This window comes from Mesorhizobium sp. LHD-90, assembly GCF_030929505.1.
GTDB lineage: Bacteria > Pseudomonadota > Alphaproteobacteria > Rhizobiales > Rhizobiaceae > Kumtagia.
Window position 1 is genome coordinate 106,951 of record NZ_JAVFVV010000010.1, and the last position, 19,410, is coordinate 126,360.

The window sequence follows — 19,410 nt, forward strand, 5'->3', positions numbered from 1 at the left end:
GGACTTGGCCGATGAACCACATCGACCCGCGCCATCCTCCGCGTGGATCGCCTCGCCAAACGAGAAACAGAATGAACCCGATTGGGCGCGACACGCTCTAAGGGACAATCCGAGCTGTCCCGGATTTCCTGCTTCACCGCGCCCAAAAGGCCGGCGTGAACATCACCAGCACCGCCAAGATTTCCAGTCGACCGAGCAGCATCAGGAACGACAGAACCCATTTCGCCGTGTCGGGCAGCGACGAGAAATTGCCGACCGGCCCGATGATCGGCCCGAGCCCCGGCCCGACATTGGTCAGCGCCGTCAGCGCGCCGGTGGTGGCGGTCACCAAGTCGAGCCCGGCGGCGCCGAGCAGGATCGTGCCGATCATCCAGATGACGAAGAAGGAAGCGACGAACAGCGCCACCATGTGCTGCATCTCGGGCGACACCGTGCGGTCGCCGTAGCGCACCGGCAGCACCATGTGCGGATAGATCAGCCGGCGCAGGCCGTTGGCGAGCAGCTCGAACAGGATCAGGAACCGGTAGGCCTTTATGCCGCCGGTGGTCGAGCCGGAGCAGCCGCCCAGAAAAGTGGCGACGAAGATGCAGGCCACCGCGAACGGTCCCCACAGCGTGTAGTCGTCGCTGGCGAAGCCGGCGGTGCTGATGATCGACATGAAGTTGAAGGTGGAATGGGTGATGGCGTCGCCGAACGGCATGTCGAGCTTTACGCGCAGGTAGATCGCGACGGCCACCGCGAAGACGATGCAGTAGCCGGCGAAGACGCGGATCTGCGGATCGCGCAGCGCGTCGAGCCGGCCGCGCACGGCGAACAGGATCATGATCGAGAAGGGCAGGCTGCCGATGAACATGAAGATGCTGCCGGTCCACAGGATCATCGGCATCTCGGCATAGCGCAGGAACGAGGTGTCGTGCGTGGAGAAGCCGCCGGTGGCGACCGTCGACATGGCGTGGTTGACGGCGTGGAACGTCTCCATGCCGCCGGCCGCGTAACCGATGGTGCAGGCGACGGCGAGCGCGCCGTAGATGGCGATCAGGCTGATGGTGAAGGTCTGGAAGCGCTCGAACGGCCGGTCCTCGATGTCGGAGGACTCGATCTTGAAATAGGACACGCCGCCGATGTTGAGGAAGGGCAGAAGGAACAGGCCAAGCACGATGACGCCGAGGCCGCCCATGAAGCAGAGCAGCGAGCGCCAGAGCAGCAGGCCGGGCGGCGCGCTGTCGAGGCCGTTGATGACCGTGGCGCCGGTCGCGGTGACGCCGGACACCGCCTCGAAGAACGCGTCGGTGGGGCTGAGCTGCAGCGACGACAGCATCAGCGGCACCGCGCCGGCCACCGCCAGGGTGAACCACAGCATATTGACCAGCAGGAAGCCGAAGCGGGTAGTCGCCGCCGGCGGCCTGCCTTGCGTCGCCAGCGCCACGGCCAGCGCGAAGCCGCCGACGAAAAGGGCGGAGAAGGCAAAGGCTTTCCAGTCGGGATTGCCGTAATAGAGATCGATCAGCGCCGGCAGGAGCATCGCCACCGACAGGTAGATCGCGAAGACCGCCGCGACATGTGCCGCTGCGCGGACTGCCGATCTGTTCACGATGTGCCGACCCTGCCTGCCTCTTAGGGTCTACTGATGTTCAAGCCAGGGCGGGCTGCAACTGGCGCCTTTCTACGCTTCCGGTGCTCATGTACCTTCACGTACACGCCGCTCCGGTTCTCGAAAAACGCCATTTTCGCCACGCCCTGACCTGAATCTCGACAGACCCTATCTTGCGGACGGCGGTTGGTGAACCTGTCCGGGCGCGATAATGGCCGCAAGGCGCGGCAGTGACAACTGCGTGCGCCAGCCGTCCCAAGATTTCGCGGCGGCCGGCACTCGTGTCCGGCCGTCAGCCATGCTTCAGAAAATGCCGCGTCAGGCCGACCAGCAGCGCCATGTCGCGCGCTGCGTGCTCGGGCCGGTTGACCACTGGCGCACCCTCGACGATCGCGGCGTGGAAGGCGCGCAGTTCCTCGACGAACGCCTCCTCGTAGTTGGCTCTGAGCTGGTTGCACGAGGCCTTGTGTCCGTCCGAGGTCTTGACGGTCAGCCGCGTCGGCTGGTGGTTGAGGTAGGGCGACGGGAATTCGAGTTCGAGGATCGCGTCGTCGAAATAGAGCGAGATGCGTTCCCTGTAGTCGGCGAGCGACGGCACGGCGAGATGCGTCATGGTCCACAGCGCCTGGCCGTCGAGCAGTCGCACCGTACCCTGGCCGCCGCTGCCATTGGCGAAGATCTGCGCGCCCACCACCTCGCCGTCGGGCACGCCGAGCGCGTCCAAAATGCCGTGCACGGCGTTGACGTCATGCACCAGCGACGAACTGTAGGCGGCGGTGAAGCCGCGAAAGGCGAGGTCGGTGAGCGGCATGCCGACCGCACGCTCCGCCTGCGCCTTGCGTTTCGCCGCCGTCGCCGCGATCAGTTCCTGCGGCACGTCGGTGCCGAACCGCGTGCGGAAGTGCTTTATGAACGGCCAGGAATCCGGGTCGTTCACCTCGACCGACACATAGCGCAGCGTCTTCGCCGTTCCGGGCAGGGATTGCAGCGCCAGCCGGTAGTTGGGGTCGAAGCGCTTCATGTAGCCGACTTGCACCACCTTTCCCGACCTGTCGCGCGCCGCGATGATCTCGGTGATCTCTTGCGGCGAATAGCAGAGCGGCTTTTCGCAGAAGACGTGCAGACCGCGTTCGAGCGCCGCCAGCACCTGCTCGTGATGCAGCGGGTCCGGCGAGCCGATCACGACGGCGTCGAGCGGCTGGTCGAGCAGCGCGCCGGGCGACTCGAAACCGGGGATGCCAAATGTCTCGGTGACGAAGTCCCGCGCGGTTTTCGAGGGATCGGCGACGCCTTTGACCTCGAACAGCGTGTTTAACGCCATCAGGTTCGGGATGTGCTCGACCTGGGAGATGGTTCCGGCGCCGATCACGCCCACGCGGAGTTTGGTCATCAAGAATCTCCTGTATTTGGCGCCAGCTTCCCCTCCCCCTTGAAGGGAGGGTCCGGCCGAAAGCCGGGGGAGGGAGCAGTCCGGCAGTACTCCGACGCAAAGTAACGTCGGCGTTTGGCCGCGGCGACCCCACCCGGCCGCTTCGCGGCCACCCTCCCCTCAAGGGGGAGGGAAGGCTGGCGCCGCCGCCTTGTTGCCGATCGACGCCAGCAGCCGCTCGATCTCGGCCTCGACAGCCTTCAAATCCTCGCCGCCGGACATGATCGAAATCACCTCGTCGCGGGTGATGGCTGACTTGGCATAGGTGCCGCGGTTGCGGCCGCGGTTGAGCAGCGTGAACGTGTCGCCGACTGGATAGGCGTGGTGGATGTTGTGGGAAATGAAGATCACCGCCAGGCCGCGCATGCGCGCCTCGACGATCAGCTTCAGCACCATCGCTGCCTGGTGCACGCCGAGCGCCGAGGTCGGTTCGTCGAGGATCAGCACTTTTGCACCGAAATGCACGGCGCGCGCGATTGCCACCGACTGCCGTTCGCCGCCCGACAGCGTGCCGACCGCCTGCGTCGGGTCGCGGATGTCGATGCCGATGTCGGCCATCGCTTGCCGCGCCGTGCGGTTGGCAAACTCTTTGTTGATGCGCGAGAAGGGCAGGCCACTTTTCGTCGGCTCGCGGCCGAGGAAGAAATTTCGCGTGATCGACATCAGCGAGATCATGCCGAGGTCCTGGAAGACCGTCGCAACGCCGTAGCCTTGCGCATCGCGCGGGTTGCGAAAGGCGACCGGCCGGCCCTCGACGAAAATCGCGCCGCTGCTCGGGCGGTGCACGCCGGACAAAACCTTGATCAGCGTCGACTTGCCGGCGCCGTTGTCGCCGAGCAGGCAGTGCACCTCGCCGGGAAATACTCTTATGTCGATGTCCTGCAGCGCCTTGACCGAGCCGAAATTGACGCTGACGCCGCGCAGTTCCATCGCCGGAACGTTCATTTGCCGCCTCCGCGCCCCAGCGCCTTCACGCGTATGTAGTTGTTCACCAGCACGGCGATCAGGATGACGATGCCGAGAAAAACCTTGAACCAGTCGGTGTCGATGCCGGTGTAGAAGATGCCCATCTGCACCAGCCCGAAGATCAGGGACCCGAACAGCACGCCATAGACCGTGCCGTAGCCGCCGGTGAGCAGCACGCCGCCGATGACGGCGGCGATGATCGCCTCGAACTCCTTCAACAGGCCGCGCGTCGTGTCGGCCGAGCCCGCCTCCATCACCTGGATGGTGGCGAGCAGCGTGGCCGCGCAGGCGGTGTAGATGAACAGGCTGATCTTCACCCGGCCGACCGGCACGCCGACATTGCGGGCGATGTCCGCATCGCCGCCGGTGGCAAAAATCCAGTTGCCGTATTTGGTCTGGGTGAGCACGTAGCCGGCCAGCGCGGTGAGGGCCAGCCACCAGACGATCGACATCGGGATGCCGGTGACGAAGGGCGTGCCGTCGCTGCGCGCGGCGATCCATCCTTGCGTGGCCATCCACTGGAAGAAGCCGGTAAGGAGGTGGCCGTTGAAGAGCGCCGCCGTGGCGGGGTCGGGCACGTCCTCGAGGATGTAGGGGATCTGCGTGCGTCCGGTGACGGCCCGCGTTATGCCGATCGACAGGCCGCGCAGGATGAACAGCGAGGCAAGCGTGACGATGAAGGAGGGCAGGCGCGTCTTCACCACGATCAGGCCGTTCAAGTATCCGGTGAGGATCGCGGCGGCGAAGGCGAGCCCGATGCCGCCCCATAGCGGAAAATGCAACTCGCGCACGGCGAGCCCGATGACCACGCCGGCAAAGCCGATCATCGAGCCGACGGAGAGGTCGAATTCGCCGGCGATGATCAGCAGCGCCGCGGCGGTAGCGATGATGCCGAGCTCCGCCGACAGCGTCAGGAAGGTCATCGACCCCTGCAGCGAATAGAGGTTCGCCGCGCCCGGCAGCAGCGCGAAGATGATCATGGTGGCGAAGAAGCCTGCTGCGGCGCCGGTTTCCGGGCGCCTTATCAGTTGCGTGAAACGCCCGGTGGCGGCAAGCCGCTCGTCCGGCCCGCCGGCGCTCTTGCGGCGCATGCCGAAGCGGTCGGCGCTTTCGCCGGAGGGTGCCTGCTGTTCCACGGCGGCCATTAGGCGCTCCAAATGCCGGTTGCGCAACGAGGGTCGTCTTACCCTCCCCTTGTGGGGAGGGTCGGCGAGCGTTCGGAGCGAAGCGAAGATCGCGAGACGGGGTGGGGGTGCCTCAACTGCACTGGCACAAATCTGACACCGGGCGCTTGATCAGCAACCCCCACCCCGCGTCAAAAACCTCGCGTCCCGCTCGGCTTTCTCCGCGACCCTCCCCTCAAGGGGGAGGGTGGGCCGTCGCGCCCTACCGAATCCCCTGCTTGGCCAGCACCAGGATCGCCTTGGCCTTGTCCGGCGTGTCGATGAACAGCGGTCCCGTATAGGAGTTGTTGATCGGCCAGAAACCGTGCGTGGCCTGCTCGACCAGGTAGATCACCGGCAGGTAGCCCATCAGGTACTGCTGGGCGTCCATGCCAAAACCCATCTCGCCGGCGACGATAGAGTCCAGCACTTCCGGGCTGATGTCGAAGGTGTAGAGCTTCAGCTTGCCGAACAGTTCCTTGTCGCGGAACATCGGGATCAGCGGATTGGCGGCGGTGGCGCCGAGCGCGAACACCGCCTGCACGTCGGGATGGGCCGAGAGATAGGCTTCGGTGCGGCGCTGCACGTCTGCCGGGTCGGGCGTCACGGCGACCACCTCGGTGCCGCCGCCGGACGGTTTCAGGCCGTCGTTCAGGCCCTGGCAGCGTTCGTCGAGGCTGACATTGCCGACCTCGTGGTTGATGCAGACCACCTTCAGGACGCCTTCCTTGGCCAGCCGCTCGCCGGCCTTCTTGCCGGAATCGTATTCCGACACCGTGCCGACATAGAGCGTCGTGCCCATGTCGGCCCCGGTCTTTTCGCCGGAATCCAGCACCACCACGGGAATGTTGGCGGCAAGCGCGGCCTGCACCGACTTGCGCATGGCGTCGGCGTCGGCGATCGACACGGCGATGCCGTCCGGCTTGGTGGCGATGGCGGCTTCCATCATGCGCGCCTGCTCGACCACGTCGAACACCTGCGGTGCGTGGTATTCGACGGTCGCGCCGGTCAGTTTCGCGGCGTCGTCGACGCCGCGCTTCACCACCGACCAGTAGGGGTCGGAGGCCGAGCCGTGCACGACGAAGGTGACGCGCACGTCCTTCGGTTCCTTCAATCCCTCGGCTTGCGCTAGCCCGACCATCATGCCGGCGGACATCAGCGCGCCGAACGCCAGTTTCAGAAGAGAAGTTGTCATTCCCAGTCTCCCATTTTTCGCGGCCAATCTTTTGTCCATGCGCCGCCTGGCGCTTTCGCGCCCCTCGGCCTGTCAGGGCGGCGGCCTCTCGCGGGCCTTGGCACCGCCGTGACTGTTTCCGGCCCGTTCCCATGGGCTCGCCGGCGGTTGACGGCGGCAAGAAAATCAATTCACCGGCGCGGCGAGCCGGGCGCGGAACTCCTCGCGCAGCGGCCGCATGCCGATGATGTCGAGGTCCTGCGCCAAAAGCCAGTCGCGGAATTCAGGCGCGCGGAACAGCTCGTATTCTTCGGTGCGGATATAGGCCGAGCGCGGCTCGATGAGTTCGAGCTCGCCCGGCGCGTTGAAATGCAGGCAGACGAAGGTCAGGCCTTGGCGCACGCTCCCGATGATCGCCTTGTAGGCGGGTTCCGCCAGCTTCGACCGGGGCCTGCCCCATGTCGTCTGCAGAGCGGCGTCGAAAATGGCGAAGCCGGCTGCCCGCGCCCTGTCGACACCGCGCGCATGCGCCTTCTCCGTGACGCCGACCAGATTGTCGTTGGGCGTGTAGGCGGCAATCGTCGAGGTCAGCAGGATCGGCAGCCGGTATTCCAGCCCGAGCCTTATGTAGATGTCGCAGAACTCCGGCGACAGCGCCGCGCCCATATGCGCGTCGAGATGGGTGACGTCGATGCCGGCGCGGCAGGCGGTGTCGATCTGTGCGCGCAACTCGGCCTCGACCGCCTCAGGAGAACCCCTGCGGCGAGTGGTGGCGACGTCTGGATGGAAGAAGCCGTATTCGTCGGTGAGCCCGGCCGAGTGCGGCGGCGCGGTCAGCGGCCGCCATTTGTAGTGGCGCTTCTCGCTGTTCAGCGTCAGATGCACGCCGAGGTCGAGCGAGGCATCGGCGGCGGCCGCTTCGGCGATCTCCAGGAACCAGGGGCAGGGCACCATCACCGCCCCGGAGCTGCAAACGCCGAGCCGGCAAAGCTCGAGGAAGGCGAGATTGGCCCCCTGGCACATGCCGACATCGTCCTCGTGGAGCACGACGCGGCGTCTGGAGCCTGCCACGCTCATTCGCGGCCGTCCTGCAAGCACGCTCGCGAAGCGGGTCGTCCAAAGTCTGTTCCGGGTCGCATGGAACCAACCGTTTAGCCAACGGCATTCAGCCGGAGGCGTTGCCCAACCGGATCGAATGGAACGACGGAACGGCCGGTTCCGACAGAGCCACTTCTGCGGATTCGGATGGGTACGATTTTGCAGCTCGCAAGGGATCCGAGGCGGCGATGCGGGTCCAAGGGCGGCCGGGCGGGCGACGGATCGGCGGCGGGCTTCGCGGTGGTTTCGTCCGATAGGGCGGGATTGGTTCTTTCAAAACGCGGGGCGAATGGCGCATCACTCCAACCGGTCAAAAAGACGCTGGAGGCATTCCATGTACATGGCGGGCGAGGAAGAGATCGAAGCGATCGCTAAGGTCATCCGTTCCGGAAAACTGTTCCGCTACCGCGACGACAGCGAATGCGAACGCTTCGAGAAGCGTTATGCCAAACATCTCGGCGTTGGCGAGTTCGCGCTTGGCGTCAGCGGCACCTACGGGCTGGCCGCCGGCCTTGTGGGTCTCGGCATCGGACCCGGCGACGAGGTGCTGGTGCCGGCGCACACCTACATGGCCACCGCGACCGCCGTGCTGGCGGTCGGCGCCATCCCGGTCATCGTCGACATAGACGAGACGATCACCATCAGCCCCGACGCCATCCGCGACGCCGTCGGTCCGCACACCCGCGCGGTCATTCCCGTCCACATGTGGGGGGCGGCCTGCGACATGGACGCCATCATGGACATCGCCGAAGAGCATGGTCTGATGGTGCTGGAGGACGTCTGCCAGGGCATCGGCGGCTCCTACGAAGGCCGCAAGCTCGGCTCGATCGGCCATGCCGGCGCCTTCAGCTTCAATTTCTTCAAGAATATGAGCGGTGGCGAGGGCGGCGGCATCGCCACCAGCGATCCGAAGGTGGCCGAACGCGCCCGCTGCTACATCGACCCCTGCCATTTCTACTGGCAGGGCCGCAACGACGACACCAAACCTTTCGCCGGCGTCGGCGCGCGCGCCTCGGAACTTTTGGGCGCCATGCTCAACGTGCAGCTCGACCGGCTCGACGGCATGATCCGCTCGATGCGCGCCGAAAAGAAAAAAATCCTCGCCGGCACGAAACATCTTGGCAATCTCGGCCTGCGCGCCACTCCGATGAACAGCGCCGACCACGATTGCGCGACGCAGGTGATGTATACGCTGCCCAGCGAGGAGGCGGCACAGGTCTTCGTCAAAACCATGCCGGCGGTGATCGCCGGCAAGACCGGGCGGCACACCTTTACCCAGTGGGACCAGGTGCTGATGCATGAGGGCGCGCACCACCCCGCCGTCAATCCCTATGCACTGCCGCAGAACAAGGGGCTGCGCATGAGTTATCCGGACGGGATGTGCAAGGCGTCGCTGGACATCCTCAACCGCACGGTGATGGTGGCGACCAACCCGCTGCACGGCGACGAGGTGATCGAGGACACCATCCACAATATCGACGCTGCCGCGCGCGTGGCGCTGGAGGACGCAGCGCTTGACGAGGTGCAACTGCGCACTGCCGCGCCGGTGGACCTTCAGAAGTTCGACAGCGCGGGGTGAGGGCGAGCCTCGAAGGACGCACCTTCGGGCAAAACCTACCGCTCCAGCCGCATGAACGCCGCGCGCAGCGCCAGCACCGCGCGCAAGATCTGGCGCTCGTCCATCGCCGCGTAGCCGAGCAGCAGCCCGTGCTCGGGCTCGGTCGAATGGTAGTTGATGGAGATGCCCTGCACGTCCAGCCCCTCGCGCAGCGCCGCGGCGACCACGTCGCTGTCCCTGAGCGGGCGGCGGAAGCTGGCCAGCAACTGCATGCCGGAATCGTTTTCGCGAATGCTGACCCATTCGCCCAGATGCTCCTCGCACAGTCTTACGAAGTTCGCCTGCCGCCGGGCGTAGAGCCGGCGCATGCGCTTCAGATGTGTGGCGAAATAGCCCTGCTTGATGAAGTCGTTGACGGTGGCCTGCAGCAGCAGCGGCGCGAACTGGCCGGTGATCGAGATGGCGCGGTCGAAGGCTTCGGCGAGCTCGCGCGGCACGATCAGGTAGCCGATGCGCAGCGCCGGCAGCAGCGTCTTGCCGAAGCTGCCGATATAGACGACGCGGTCGGCGTGATCGAGGCCGCGCAGCGCCGGCACCGGCCGGCCGCGAAACCGGTATTCGCCGTCATAGTCGTCCTCGACGATCCAGGCGCCGCTGCGCTCGGCGATGTCGAGCAGTTGCAGGCGCTCCTCTATGCGCATGATGGTGCCGAACGGCCACTGGCACGACGGCGTGACGTAGATCAGCCGCGGGCGCGGCAGGCCGGGATCGGACAGGTTCCAGCCGCGCCGGTCGACCCTCAGCGGTGCCAGTTGCGCGCCGGCGGCGAGGAAGGCGCTTTTCGCGCCGAGATAACCCGGCTCCTCCATCCAGACATGGTCGCCTTCGTCGGTCAGCACCCGCGACACCAGGTCGAGCGCCGCCTGCGCGCCGGTGACGACGATCACCTGATCGGCCGCGCAGCTTATGCCGCGCGACAGGCTGATGTTGCTGGCGATCGTCTGGCGCAGTCCGGGGTGGCCGGCGAAGGAGAGGTAGCCGAGCAGGTTCTCGTCGCGGCTGCGCGCATTGCGCACCAGCAGGCTGCTCCAGATCGAGAAAGGGAAGGAGGCGGTTTCCGGCACGCCGGGGTGAAAATTGATGACGCCGGCGTTGCGCGGCGGCTGCGGCCCGTTGACGATGGTCTGGCCGCGCCGCGACAGGCGCCGCGAATTGCACGGCAGCCTGATCGGCGCGGCGGAGCCGCGGTTCTGCTGGATCGGCGCTACCCAGGTGCCGGAGCCGCCGCGCGCCTCGATGAAACCCTCCGCCAGCAACTGGTCGTAGGCGGCGATCACCGTGTTGCGCCCGACGCTCAGGTCTTCCGCCAGGGATCGGGTGGACGGCAGCAGCGTCTGGGGCCGGATCTGCCCATCGAGGATGTAGCGGCGCAGAGCCCCGTAGATCTGTCGGTGCATCGGCTCGTCCGACAGCCGGTCCACCGACATGATGTCGAGGGACAGGCGCATGTGGTCGCCCACGGCTCACTCCGCGGCGAGGCGGGCCGCGCGCAGGATCTTTTCCTCGTTGAGCTGTCGCAAGGTGTCGATGACCCGCCGGCAGGTGTCGTCGTGGACGAACTGGCCCCCCTTCAGCGCGCGGTGCACCGTGCCGGTGCCCAGGCCCGCGCGGGCGGCGATTTCTTTGATGGTGCAGAGACGCTCGGCGCCGAGCGCGGACTCGAACGGCATGGGTTTCCCTCCAGCAGGGCCTCGCCGCCAGCGGCACGCCGGATGCGAAGGCCGACGATTTCCCTTACGATAAGGGGTTACGTAATCGCTTGCAAGGGTTTTTCAGATCACTGGAGATAGGCTGTACAACAAGTAATGCAAGCGGTTGCGTTGCTTGAGTTGGACAGAATGTTTCGGGGAGGCGGCGGGTTGCTGGAGCGGCAACGTGCCGAAAGGTTGCGCATGCCGGATATCACTGGGCCGCCCGCTCGATCACTTCGAACCCCGCCTCCCGCGCCGTCGCGGCGAGCGATCGGTAACCCTTCGTGGCAAAGGTGAGCGGATGGGCCTTCGCGGGGTCCTGCTCGGCCTCGACCACCAGCCAGCCCTGGTAGCCGCGCTCGGCCAGCGGTTTCAGCAGCGACAGGAAGTCGACCGAGCCGTCACCCGGAACGGTGAAGATTCCCTCCAGCACCGCCGCCATGAAACTCATGTCGTCGCGCCGCGCCTTTTCCAGCACCGGCCGGCGCACGTCCTTGCAGTGGAAATGCACGACGCGGCCGATGTGGCGCTTGAGCAGCGAAGCGGGGTCGCCGCCGGAAAACAGGCAATGGCCGGTGTCGAACAAAAGGCCGACCGCCTCGCCCGTCGCGTTCATGAAGCTGTCCACCTCGGCATCGGTCTCGACGATGGTGCCCATGTGGTGATGGAAGGCCATGCCGACGCCGAACTCGGCCATGCTTTCGCTGAGCGCCGTCACCTTGCGGCCATAGGTCCGCCATTCGCCGTCCGCCAGTTTTGGCCGCTGCGAGATCGGCGCGAAGATGCCGTCGTGGCGGCCGCGCGAAGTGTCGGCATAGACGACATGGCTAGCGCCGAGATCGCGCAGCAACATCAGATGCGGCAGGATCGCCTCGAATTCTTCCTCAATCTCGCGGTCGAGGATGCGCCCGTCATACCAGCCGGAGACCAGGTCGAGACCGTGGGCGGCGAGCAGCGGCCCGAGTTCCGCGGCCGTGCGTGGAAACTTGCCGCCGAGTTCGGTGCCCCGATAACCGGCAAGCGCGGTTTCCGACAGGCAGGTCTCCAGCGGCGTGTCGCCGCCGAGTTCAGGCACATCGTCGTTCGTCCAGGTGATGGGATTGATGCCGATCCTGACGCCCATGATTGCGCACGCCGCGACGCCTCCCTGGCGCGGTCTGCCGCCGGCCATGCGGGAGACTGGCAGCGGGCAGGTTCCGTCGCTAGGTCCGGTTCGGTCCGAACTGGCAGAACCAGTCGCCAGCGATGCCCACCGGTGGCGGCCGGCAGTGGCCGTCGATGTCTCCTTCCGGCTCGGCTGCATCGGCGCTTGGAGAAAAAAATTTCCGTGAAAGCCAGCCGCAAGCGCGAAAAATGCGGAACGAAATCCAAGTTTGGGGATTTTGCTACGCCCGTAATCTCTACTCAACAGATAGAGTAAGTCCGTATTCGGAACGGAGGCACCAAATGACCCTCAATCGCAGATCCATTCTTCTGTCGGCGCTCGTCGCGGGTTCGGTCCAGTTCGGTGGGCTTGGCTTCGCCTTCGCCGACACGACCATTCTCAACGTCTCGTACGACCCGACGCGTGAATTCTACAAGGAATACAACGCCGCTTTCGCCGCGCACTGGCAGAAGGAGGCCGGCGAGGCCGTCACCATCCAGACCTCGCATGGCGGCTCCGGCAAGCAGGCCCGCGCGGTGATCGACGGGCTCGACGCCGACGTCGTCACGCTGGCGCTGGAAAGCGACATCAACGCCATTGTCAAGAACGGCGGCAAGATCAATGCCGACTGGCGCACGAAATTCGAGCACAATTCCTCGCCCTACACCTCGACCATCGTCTTCCTGGTCCGCAAGGGCAACCCGAAGGGCATTGCCGACTGGGGCGACCTTGTGAAGGACGGTGTCGAGGTGATAACGCCGAACCCGAAAACCTCCGGCGGCGCCCGCTGGAACTATCTCGCCGCCTGGGCCTGGGCCAACAAGGAGTTTGGGGGCGACGAGGCCAAGGTGAAGGAATACATCGCCGAGCTGTTCCGCCACGTGCCGGTGCTGGATACCGGCGCGCGCGGCTCGACCACCACCTTCGCCCAGCGCCAGCTCGGCGACGTGCTGCTCGCCTGGGAGAACGAGGCGTTCCTGGTCGGCAAGGAGTTCGGTGCGGACCAGTTCGACATCATCGTGCCGCCGCAGTCGATCCTGGCCGAGCCGCCGGTGGCGGTGGTCGACGCCAATGTCGACGCCAAGGGCACCCGCAAGGTCGCGGAGGCTTACCTGCAATATCTCTATTCGGAGGAAGGCCAGCAGATCGCCGCCCGCAATTTCTATCGCCCGTCCAAGCCGGAGCTGGTGCCGGCGGCCGAACTGGAGCGCTTTCCGAAACTCAACCTCGTGACCATCGACGACCCGCAGTTCGGCGGCTGGGCCAAGGCACAGCCCTATCACTTCGGTGACGGCGGCATCTTCGATCAGGTCTACAAGCCGGCGTCGTCCAACTGATGACGATAACCACCGCGACAAGGTCGGGGTGGCAGTTTCGCAGACCGAGCGTCATCCCGGGATTCGGGCTGACGCTCGGTTTTACGATTGCCTACCTCACGCTGATCGTGCTCATCCCGCTGGCCGGCGTGGTGTGGCGCACGACAGAACTCGGCTGGTCCGGCTTCTGGGAGATCGCCACCGACGGGCGCACTCTCAACGCGCTGAGAATCTCGTTCGGCACAGCCTTCATCGCCGCGCTGGTCAATGTCGTTTTCGGCGTCATCGTCGCCTGGGTGCTGGTGCGCTACCGTTTCCCCGGCCGGCGCATCGTCGACGCGGCGGTGGACCTGCCTTTCGCCCTGCCGACCGCGGTGGCCGGCATCGCGCTCGCCGCCATCTATGCGCCGAATGGCTGGATCGGCCAACTGCTCGCCCCGCTCGGCGTCAAGGTGGCGTTCACGCCGCTCGGCATCGTCGTCGCGCTGATCTTCATCGGCCTGCCTTTCGTCGTGCGCACCGTGCAGCCGGTGATGGAGGAAATCGACAAGGAGGTCGAGGAGGTGGCGGCCACGCTCGGCGCCACGCGCTTCCAGACCATCTCGCGGGTCATCCTGCCCGGCCTGGCGCCGGCAGTGCTGACCGGTTTTGCACTGGCCTTTGCACGCGCCGTCGGCGAATACGGCTCGGTGATCTTCATCGCCGGCAACATTCCCTACGTCTCGGAGATCGCGCCGCTGCTCATCGTCATCAGGCTGGAAGAATTCCACTATGCCGGCGCCACCGCGATTGCCGCGCTGATGCTGGTCATCTCCTTCGCCATGCTGTTCGTCATCAATCTCATCCAGGCGTGGAGCCGCAGGAGGTACGGTTATGGCGGTTGAAGCCCTCACCGGCCCTTTGCCGGAACGCGCCAAGGCTGGTAGCGTAGACGCGGTGAGCAGGCCGGTACGCGCGACGACGGAATCGACCCTGACCAAGGCGGTGCTGATCGGCCTCGCCTTGCTGTTCCTGGCTCTGTTCCTGATCCTGCCGCTGATCTCGGTGTTCTTCGAAGCCTTCCGCAAGGGCTCGGGCGAGTTCTTCCTGGCGCTGAACGAGCCGGATACGCTGGCCGCCATCCGGCTGACGCTGCTGGTCGCGGCCATCGCCGTGCCCTGCAACCTGATCTTCGGCGTGGCCGCCGCCTGGGCGATCGCCAAGTTCGAGTTCAAGGGCAAGGCGTTCCTGACCACGCTGATCGACCTGCCGTTTTCCGTCTCGCCGGTGATTTCGGGCCTCGTCTATGTGCTTCTGTTCGGCGCCGGCAGTGTGCTCGGACCGTGGCTGAAAAGCCATGGCATCGAGATCCTGTTCGCGGTGCCCGGCATCGTTCTGGCCACCATCTTCGTCACCTTCCCTTTTGTGGCGCGCGAGCTGATCCCGCTGATGCAGGACCAGGGCTCCGGTGACGAGGAGGCGGCGATCTCGCTCGGCGCCAGCGGCTGGCAGACCTTCTGGTACGTGACGTTGCCCAACATCAAATGGGGCCTGCTCTACGGCGTGCTGCTCTGCAACGCGCGCGCCATGGGCGAGTTCGGCGCCGTGTCGGTGGTTTCGGGCCACATACGCGGCCTCACCAACACCATGCCGCTGCATGTCGAAATCCTCTACAACGAGTATAATTTCGTCGCGGCCTTCGCGGTGTCGACGCTGCTCGCGGCCCTTGCGCTGGTGACGCTGGTTCTTAAATCCGTTCTCGAATACCGGTACGGCGACGAGATCGCCGCGGCCGCCAAACACTAGTTGGAGCCTATGGAAGTATCGATCCGCCATGTCCGAAAGGAATTCGACCGATTCCCGGCGCTGCGCGACGTTTCGCTCGACATCCGCTCGGGCGAGCTGATCGCGCTGCTCGGGCCGTCCGGCTCGGGCAAGACGACGCTGCTGCGCTTGATTGCCGGGCTGGAGCGGCCGACGGAAGGTGCGATCTTCTTCGGCGACGAGGACGCCTCGCACAGGTCGGTGCAGGAGCGCAATGTCGGCTTCGTGTTCCAGCATTATGCGCTGTTCCGCTACATGACGGTCGCCGACAATATCGGCTTCGGGCTGAAGGTGCGGCCTGGCGCGTCGCGGCCACCCAAGGCGGAGATCAGCCGCCGCGCCAGCGAACTGCTCGACCTCGTCCAGCTTTCGGGGTTGGAGAAGCGTTATCCCAACCAGCTTTCGGGCGGCCAGCGGCAGCGCGTGGCGCTGGCGCGCGCGCTGGCCATCGAGCCGAAGGTTCTGCTGCTCGACGAGCCGTTCGGCGCGCTGGATGCGCAGGTCAGGCGTGAGCTGCGGCGCTGGCTGCGCGAGATCCATGACACGACCGGCCACACCACCGTGTTCGTCACCCACGACCAGGAGGAGGCGCTGGAGCTTGCCGACCGCGTCGTGGTGATGAGCCAGGGCCGTATCGAGCAGGTCGGCACCGCCGACGAGGTCTACGACACGCCGAACTCGCCCTTCGTCTACGGCTTCATCGGCGATTCCAGCGCGCTGCCGGTGCGCGTCGAAGGTGGCCAGGTGTGGCAGCAGGACCGCGCGCTTGGGCTAACGGCAGCCAATGTGCCGGACGGTCCGGCGACGCTGTTCTTCCGGCCGCATGAGATTGAGCTGCTCGACGGCTGCGGCGGCTGCATAGCCGGCACGGTTGCCGCCAGCCGCCGGGTCGCGGGTACGCGCCGCGTCGAGCTGGAGGTCGGCGGCGAGCGTCACCGCGTCGAGGTCGAGTTGCCGATCGAGCATCCGGCCGCCAGCAAGAGCCGCGTCGCCTTCCGCCCGCGCCGCTGGAAGGTTTTCCCGGACGGCCATGGCGAAAGCCATTCCGGCATCGTCCGCCATCAGCCGGAAGAGTCTCCGCCACTGGCGTTGACGGGGAGCTGATGCAAGGTCCTTTCGACCGCCCGCGCCGCCCATCGGACCCTCGGGGACCTTCTTTCCTGGAGCTGTCACACCTAGAATAGCTGACCTTATTCTTTTTGTTTCCAGCACCATTTTTGCCAATCGCAAAATGCCGATCCGTGACTATCTTCTCGCCATTGCCATCTTCGTCAACGGTGCGAAGGGCCATCCCGCTTGCGGTTGAGCCGCGACCTGGATTGTTCTTACAAGGCCGCTTTCGTTCTCTCTCACAAGCTACGCGAGGCTATTGCCGCCGGTCACGCCGCCAAGGACAAGCTGTCCGGCCACGTTGAAGTTGATGGCGCCTATTTCGGCGGCCATATCCGCCGACGAAGCCACCCATTTGGATGCTCTGCACGCCCGTTTCCTGACGAAGCGCATCAACCATCAGGAAGCCTATTCGACCGGCGAAGCGTGCACCAATCAGGCCGAAGCTGCTTTTTCTCGCCTCCGCCGCGCGGAGATCGGCATTCATCACCATATCAGCGGCAGCGGCAAGTACCTGCACGCCTACGCATCAGGGATGGCTTGGCGGGAGGACAACCGCCGAATTAGCAATGGCGAGCAGTAGTTAGCCGTTACCGGCGGCGCCCTTAATCACCCGGTTTCGCGCGTTTAGAAGGGCTACTGGCAGCGTTGGACTTATCGGGACGAAATTTAACTATAAGAACGCCTAGCTTGACCTCTAGGTCTTCAAAATAGGCTCTTGACGCTAAAAGACAATCATCCTCAACCTGAAGCTGAGACAATGAAAACATCTCGACCTCTCGAGAGACTCTCCCCGGCGTGATCGGTTTGTTTTTCAACTCACGTTTCGACTCGACAAGTATCTCATAGTCGTCAGAACCAAGGTCATCTTCAGTCTTATACCGCTTCAAGCGGTATATCATTGTAGTTGCCTTGAACTCATTTGGAATAACGATCGTTGCTGCCACAGAAATAAGAGGGAGAATCGCCGGTTTAGCTTTCTTGATAATCAAGTTTGAGCCATAAACCCCCACGAGGGTATGTTTCCCTCCTATCTCGCTTCTAATGTCGTCACAGAAGATGGTGACGCCATACGGCTCAAACATATTCAGGTTCTCTTGCCGTGTCGGGCGTAATTGTTTTGACGCCGAGGCGTGACAACTCCCCGGAGTCCTCAGTCCGTGTATCAGAAAGGCCGTCACAGAAATTGCGCTTCACATCGTGAGCAACCTCATCGTGACCGATCGAAAAGGAAATGGGCGCGTCTAGTGCCCACGCGAGATCAGCAATTGACCTCAGCGTCAAATTTGACTGCCCTAGAAGCTGCTTGTTGACTGCTGAACGGTCGACGCCCAGCTTCTTCGCCAAATCGTTCTGCTTTAGCCCCGACGCAACAAAGGCCTTCTGAATCTCAGCGTGGACGCGCGCTATGAAACGACCAGCCGTCCGCGAGCGGGGGCTAATGCGCATTTGATAGGACATTATGATACTCCGCGCTTGCGATATGGGTTGGCTGGAGGGCCATTTGCGTTCGGATATAAACCGTTTTGGCGATATAGGTTCCGTAACTGCGCATAAGCTCGATCCGATCTTTCATATCGCCAAATGTGCATATGAAATGATCTTTCCTCGGGATCCAGCCAAAGATTCTTATATCCAATGTCTTGAATTCCCAGACAAAATGGTCAGGTCGGCATGAGAGCTTTTTGAATCGGTCATCGGGATGCATATACAGACCTGAAACATACTCATGGAAAACCGCATCCACTTGTTCAATTGGCTCGATTTCGCAGCCGATGATTGTGGTTTTCAGGGAAACCAAATCGCTGTCCAGCCATGCTATGAAATCGGGTGTTCCATAGAGGACTCGCCACGCCTTCTCACCCCGATCGAGATGGACCTCGATGGGGACCAGTTTCCTTTGCCTCTCCAAGGTGGCGATTGTTGCCATTCAAGTCAACAAAATTCCGAGTCGCGTTGTTTAAATTTATGTAACACGCGCTCGTCTTCGCGGTCAAAATGCCACACCTAAACGGCCGACCACACGAACTCGCCTCCTATCTTCGTGCTGGTTCTGACAATAATGCCGACATCCCGCATCTGCCGCTGCGCCTTGCCCATCCGCTTGACGATATCGTTATCATTCGTCGGTGGCGGACGTCCTTGCCTTCCAACTGGAAAAGTCGCTCGTCAAGCTCGCGCGACGTTGAGGGGCCGTGTTCCTTCAACGACTAGCGAAGGAACTGGCGCAACTCGCCACGATATAAAAGGACGATGCGCGGCGCGCGCGAAGCGACGGTCGGCAACTCGTGTCGTCACTCATACCTCAGAGCATACACCAACGCTTTTGGTTGGGGTTTAGGGGTGACGGCGCCACGATACCGCAAAAGAAAGCCCATCGGATCGAGAAGCTGGACGGCTGTTCCCGCAGCCGCAGTTTCTCGACGATAGCGGAATCATCCCAGCCCGGCGTCACGCTGTCAAGGATTATTTTCCTCGCGCGCGCAGGTTTCGGCTTGTCGACCGAAAATCCACCCTCGGTCGGGCCGAAACGGCGTTTTCTAGCGGAATGTCATGCTTGTAAGGGAGTAGGTCATGCTTGTTTCGCCGGAAACGTCCAGCGTGCCGGCTATCCCATTGATCTGCCTGGATTTTGCAAGCATGACATTATTTTGGCCACACTCCACGGCCGGTATTTTGCGAGAGGTCGCGGGCCGCTTTTGACATGCTGTCCGACAGTCATCAGGGGTGCCGGAAACACGTCATATCCGTCGGCGCCGGTCGATTGAAACCCGTTCCACCGCCGTCGCCGCCAGCACCTCGACCGGCTCCAAGCCATTCAAACTAATGGCGAATTCGTCGCCCTGCGGCGACTCCAGCGCGGCGAACTGGCTGTCGACCAGGCTCGCCGGCATGAAGTGCCCCTTGCGGCTACCGACCCGCTGCCCCGCCGTTTCCCGGTCGATCGTCAGGTGAACGAAAAGAATGTCCGGCGCAAACACCCTCAGCCGGTCGCGGTACTTTCGTTTCAGCGCCGAACAGGCCGCGACGACGCCGTTTCCATCCGCGATGCCGGCCGCGACCGCCGCACCGATCGCGTCCAGCCAGCCCTCCCGGTCGGCGTCGTCCAGGGGCTGGCCGCTCGCCATTTTCGCAACGTTTTCAGGTGGATGCAGCCGGTCGCCTTCGACGAACCGCCAGCCCAGCCGCGCAGCAATCGCTTCGCCAACCAAGGTCTTGCCGCAGCCGGAAACCCCCATCACGACGATTGCCGCGACCCGCCGCTCCGGTCCTGTGCGGCCGGCCTGAAAATTCTGCATCGTCATCG

At 64.1% G+C, this 19,410-nt stretch carries 18 protein-coding genes and 1 pseudogene; 6 read left to right on the forward strand and 13 right to left on the reverse strand.

Annotated features, from left to right (window positions below; translation table 11 throughout):
* Positions 1-133 precede the first annotated feature (133 nt).
* The 6 genes from RB623_RS15775 to RB623_RS15800 form a co-directional block, all read right to left on the reverse strand.
* Positions 134-1,591, reverse strand: a complete 1,458-nt coding sequence (locus RB623_RS15775; RefSeq protein ID WP_308057847.1) for a TrkH family potassium uptake protein — start codon at positions 1,589-1,591, stop codon at positions 134-136.
* Between the two features lie 292 nt (positions 1,592-1,883).
* A complete protein-coding gene (locus tag RB623_RS15780; RefSeq protein ID WP_308057848.1) occupies positions 1,884-2,981 on the reverse strand; it encodes a Gfo/Idh/MocA family oxidoreductase in 1,098 nt (365 codons plus the stop codon).
* A 159-nt stretch (positions 2,982-3,140) separates the two neighbouring features.
* Positions 3,141-3,965, reverse strand: a complete 825-nt coding sequence (locus tag RB623_RS15785; RefSeq protein ID WP_308057849.1) for an ATP-binding cassette domain-containing protein — start codon at positions 3,963-3,965, stop codon at positions 3,141-3,143.
* Positions 3,962-5,077: an ABC transporter permease gene (locus tag RB623_RS15790; RefSeq protein ID WP_308057990.1), complete on the reverse strand. Its 1,116-nt coding sequence runs from the start codon at positions 5,075-5,077 to the stop codon at positions 3,962-3,964. Before RB623_RS15790 ends, RB623_RS15785 begins: the two co-directional genes overlap by 4 nt.
* 295 nt (positions 5,078-5,372) lie before the next feature.
* Positions 5,373-6,344: a sugar ABC transporter substrate-binding protein gene (locus RB623_RS15795; protein WP_308057850.1), complete on the reverse strand. Its 972-nt coding sequence runs from the start codon at positions 6,342-6,344 to the stop codon at positions 5,373-5,375.
* A 165-nt stretch (positions 6,345-6,509) separates the two neighbouring features.
* Positions 6,510-7,400: a ChbG/HpnK family deacetylase gene (locus tag RB623_RS15800; RefSeq protein WP_308057851.1), complete on the reverse strand. Its 891-nt coding sequence runs from the start codon at positions 7,398-7,400 to the stop codon at positions 6,510-6,512.
* Positions 7,401-7,755: 355 nt separating this feature from the next.
* Between RB623_RS15800 and RB623_RS15805 the strand changes: the two genes are divergently transcribed.
* A complete protein-coding gene (locus RB623_RS15805) occupies positions 7,756-9,000 on the forward strand; it encodes an aminotransferase class I/II-fold pyridoxal phosphate-dependent enzyme (RefSeq protein ID WP_308057852.1) in 1,245 nt (414 codons plus the stop codon).
* A 35-nt stretch (positions 9,001-9,035) separates the two neighbouring features.
* Here RB623_RS15805 and RB623_RS15810 read toward each other — a convergent pair whose 3' ends face one another.
* The 3 genes from RB623_RS15810 to iolE form a co-directional block, all read right to left on the reverse strand.
* The gene (locus RB623_RS15810; protein WP_308057853.1) at positions 9,036-10,499 is read right to left on the reverse strand and encodes a PLP-dependent aminotransferase family protein; all 1,464 of its coding nucleotides are present in this window, start codon (positions 10,497-10,499) and stop codon (positions 9,036-9,038) included.
* A 3-nt stretch (positions 10,500-10,502) separates the two neighbouring features.
* On the reverse strand, positions 10,503-10,709 hold the full coding sequence (locus tag RB623_RS15815) for a LacI family DNA-binding transcriptional regulator (protein ID WP_308057854.1): 207 nt from the start codon (positions 10,707-10,709) through the stop codon (positions 10,503-10,505).
* Between the two features lie 232 nt (positions 10,710-10,941).
* On the reverse strand, positions 10,942-11,853 hold the full coding sequence (iolE, locus tag RB623_RS15820; protein WP_308057855.1) for a myo-inosose-2 dehydratase: 912 nt from the start codon (positions 11,851-11,853) through the stop codon (positions 10,942-10,944).
* Between the two features lie 323 nt (positions 11,854-12,176).
* Between iolE and RB623_RS15825 the strand changes: the two genes are divergently transcribed.
* From RB623_RS15825 to RB623_RS15845, 5 genes and pseudogenes are all read left to right on the forward strand, one after another.
* Positions 12,177-13,211: a sulfate ABC transporter substrate-binding protein gene (locus RB623_RS15825; RefSeq protein ID WP_308057856.1), complete on the forward strand. Its 1,035-nt coding sequence runs from the start codon at positions 12,177-12,179 to the stop codon at positions 13,209-13,211.
* Positions 13,211-14,074 (forward strand): sulfate ABC transporter permease subunit CysT, encoded by an 864-nt coding sequence (cysT, locus tag RB623_RS15830; protein ID WP_308057857.1) that lies wholly within the window; start codon positions 13,211-13,213, stop codon positions 14,072-14,074. Before RB623_RS15825 ends, cysT begins: the two co-directional genes overlap by 1 nt.
* Positions 14,064-14,975, forward strand: a complete 912-nt coding sequence (cysW, locus tag RB623_RS15835) for a sulfate ABC transporter permease subunit CysW (RefSeq protein WP_308057858.1) — start codon at positions 14,064-14,066, stop codon at positions 14,973-14,975. Before cysT ends, cysW begins: the two co-directional genes overlap by 11 nt.
* Before the next feature lie 9 nt (positions 14,976-14,984).
* Positions 14,985-16,097: a sulfate/molybdate ABC transporter ATP-binding protein gene (locus tag RB623_RS15840; protein ID WP_308057859.1), complete on the forward strand. Its 1,113-nt coding sequence runs from the start codon at positions 14,985-14,987 to the stop codon at positions 16,095-16,097.
* 100 nt (positions 16,098-16,197) lie between these two features.
* Positions 16,198-16,734: pseudogene (locus RB623_RS15845) on the forward strand (transposase); the annotation flags it as partial.
* Here the strand turns inward: RB623_RS15845 and RB623_RS15850 are convergent.
* The 4 genes from RB623_RS15850 to RB623_RS15865 all read right to left on the reverse strand — a co-directional run bounded on the left by RB623_RS15850 (position 16,709) and on the right by RB623_RS15865 (position 19,402).
* Positions 16,709-17,188 (reverse strand): hypothetical protein, encoded by a 480-nt coding sequence (locus RB623_RS15850; protein WP_308057860.1) that lies wholly within the window; start codon positions 17,186-17,188, stop codon positions 16,709-16,711. The pseudogene RB623_RS15845 and the gene RB623_RS15850 overlap by 26 nt on opposite strands.
* Entirely contained in the window at positions 17,181-17,564 is a 384-nt protein-coding gene (locus RB623_RS15855) for a helix-turn-helix transcriptional regulator (protein WP_308057861.1), read from the reverse strand. Before RB623_RS15855 ends, RB623_RS15850 begins: the two co-directional genes overlap by 8 nt.
* Positions 17,542-18,033, reverse strand: coding sequence for a hypothetical protein (locus RB623_RS15860; protein ID WP_308057862.1), 492 nt, complete (start codon positions 18,031-18,033; stop codon positions 17,542-17,544). Before RB623_RS15860 ends, RB623_RS15855 begins: the two co-directional genes overlap by 23 nt.
* A gap of 811 nt (positions 18,034-18,844) precedes the next feature.
* Positions 18,845-19,402 carry a gluconokinase gene (locus tag RB623_RS15865; protein ID WP_308057991.1) on the reverse strand — a complete coding sequence of 186 codons (558 nt, stop codon included), beginning with the start codon at positions 19,400-19,402 and terminating at the stop codon, positions 18,845-18,847.
* Positions 19,403-19,410: the final 8 nt, after the last annotated feature.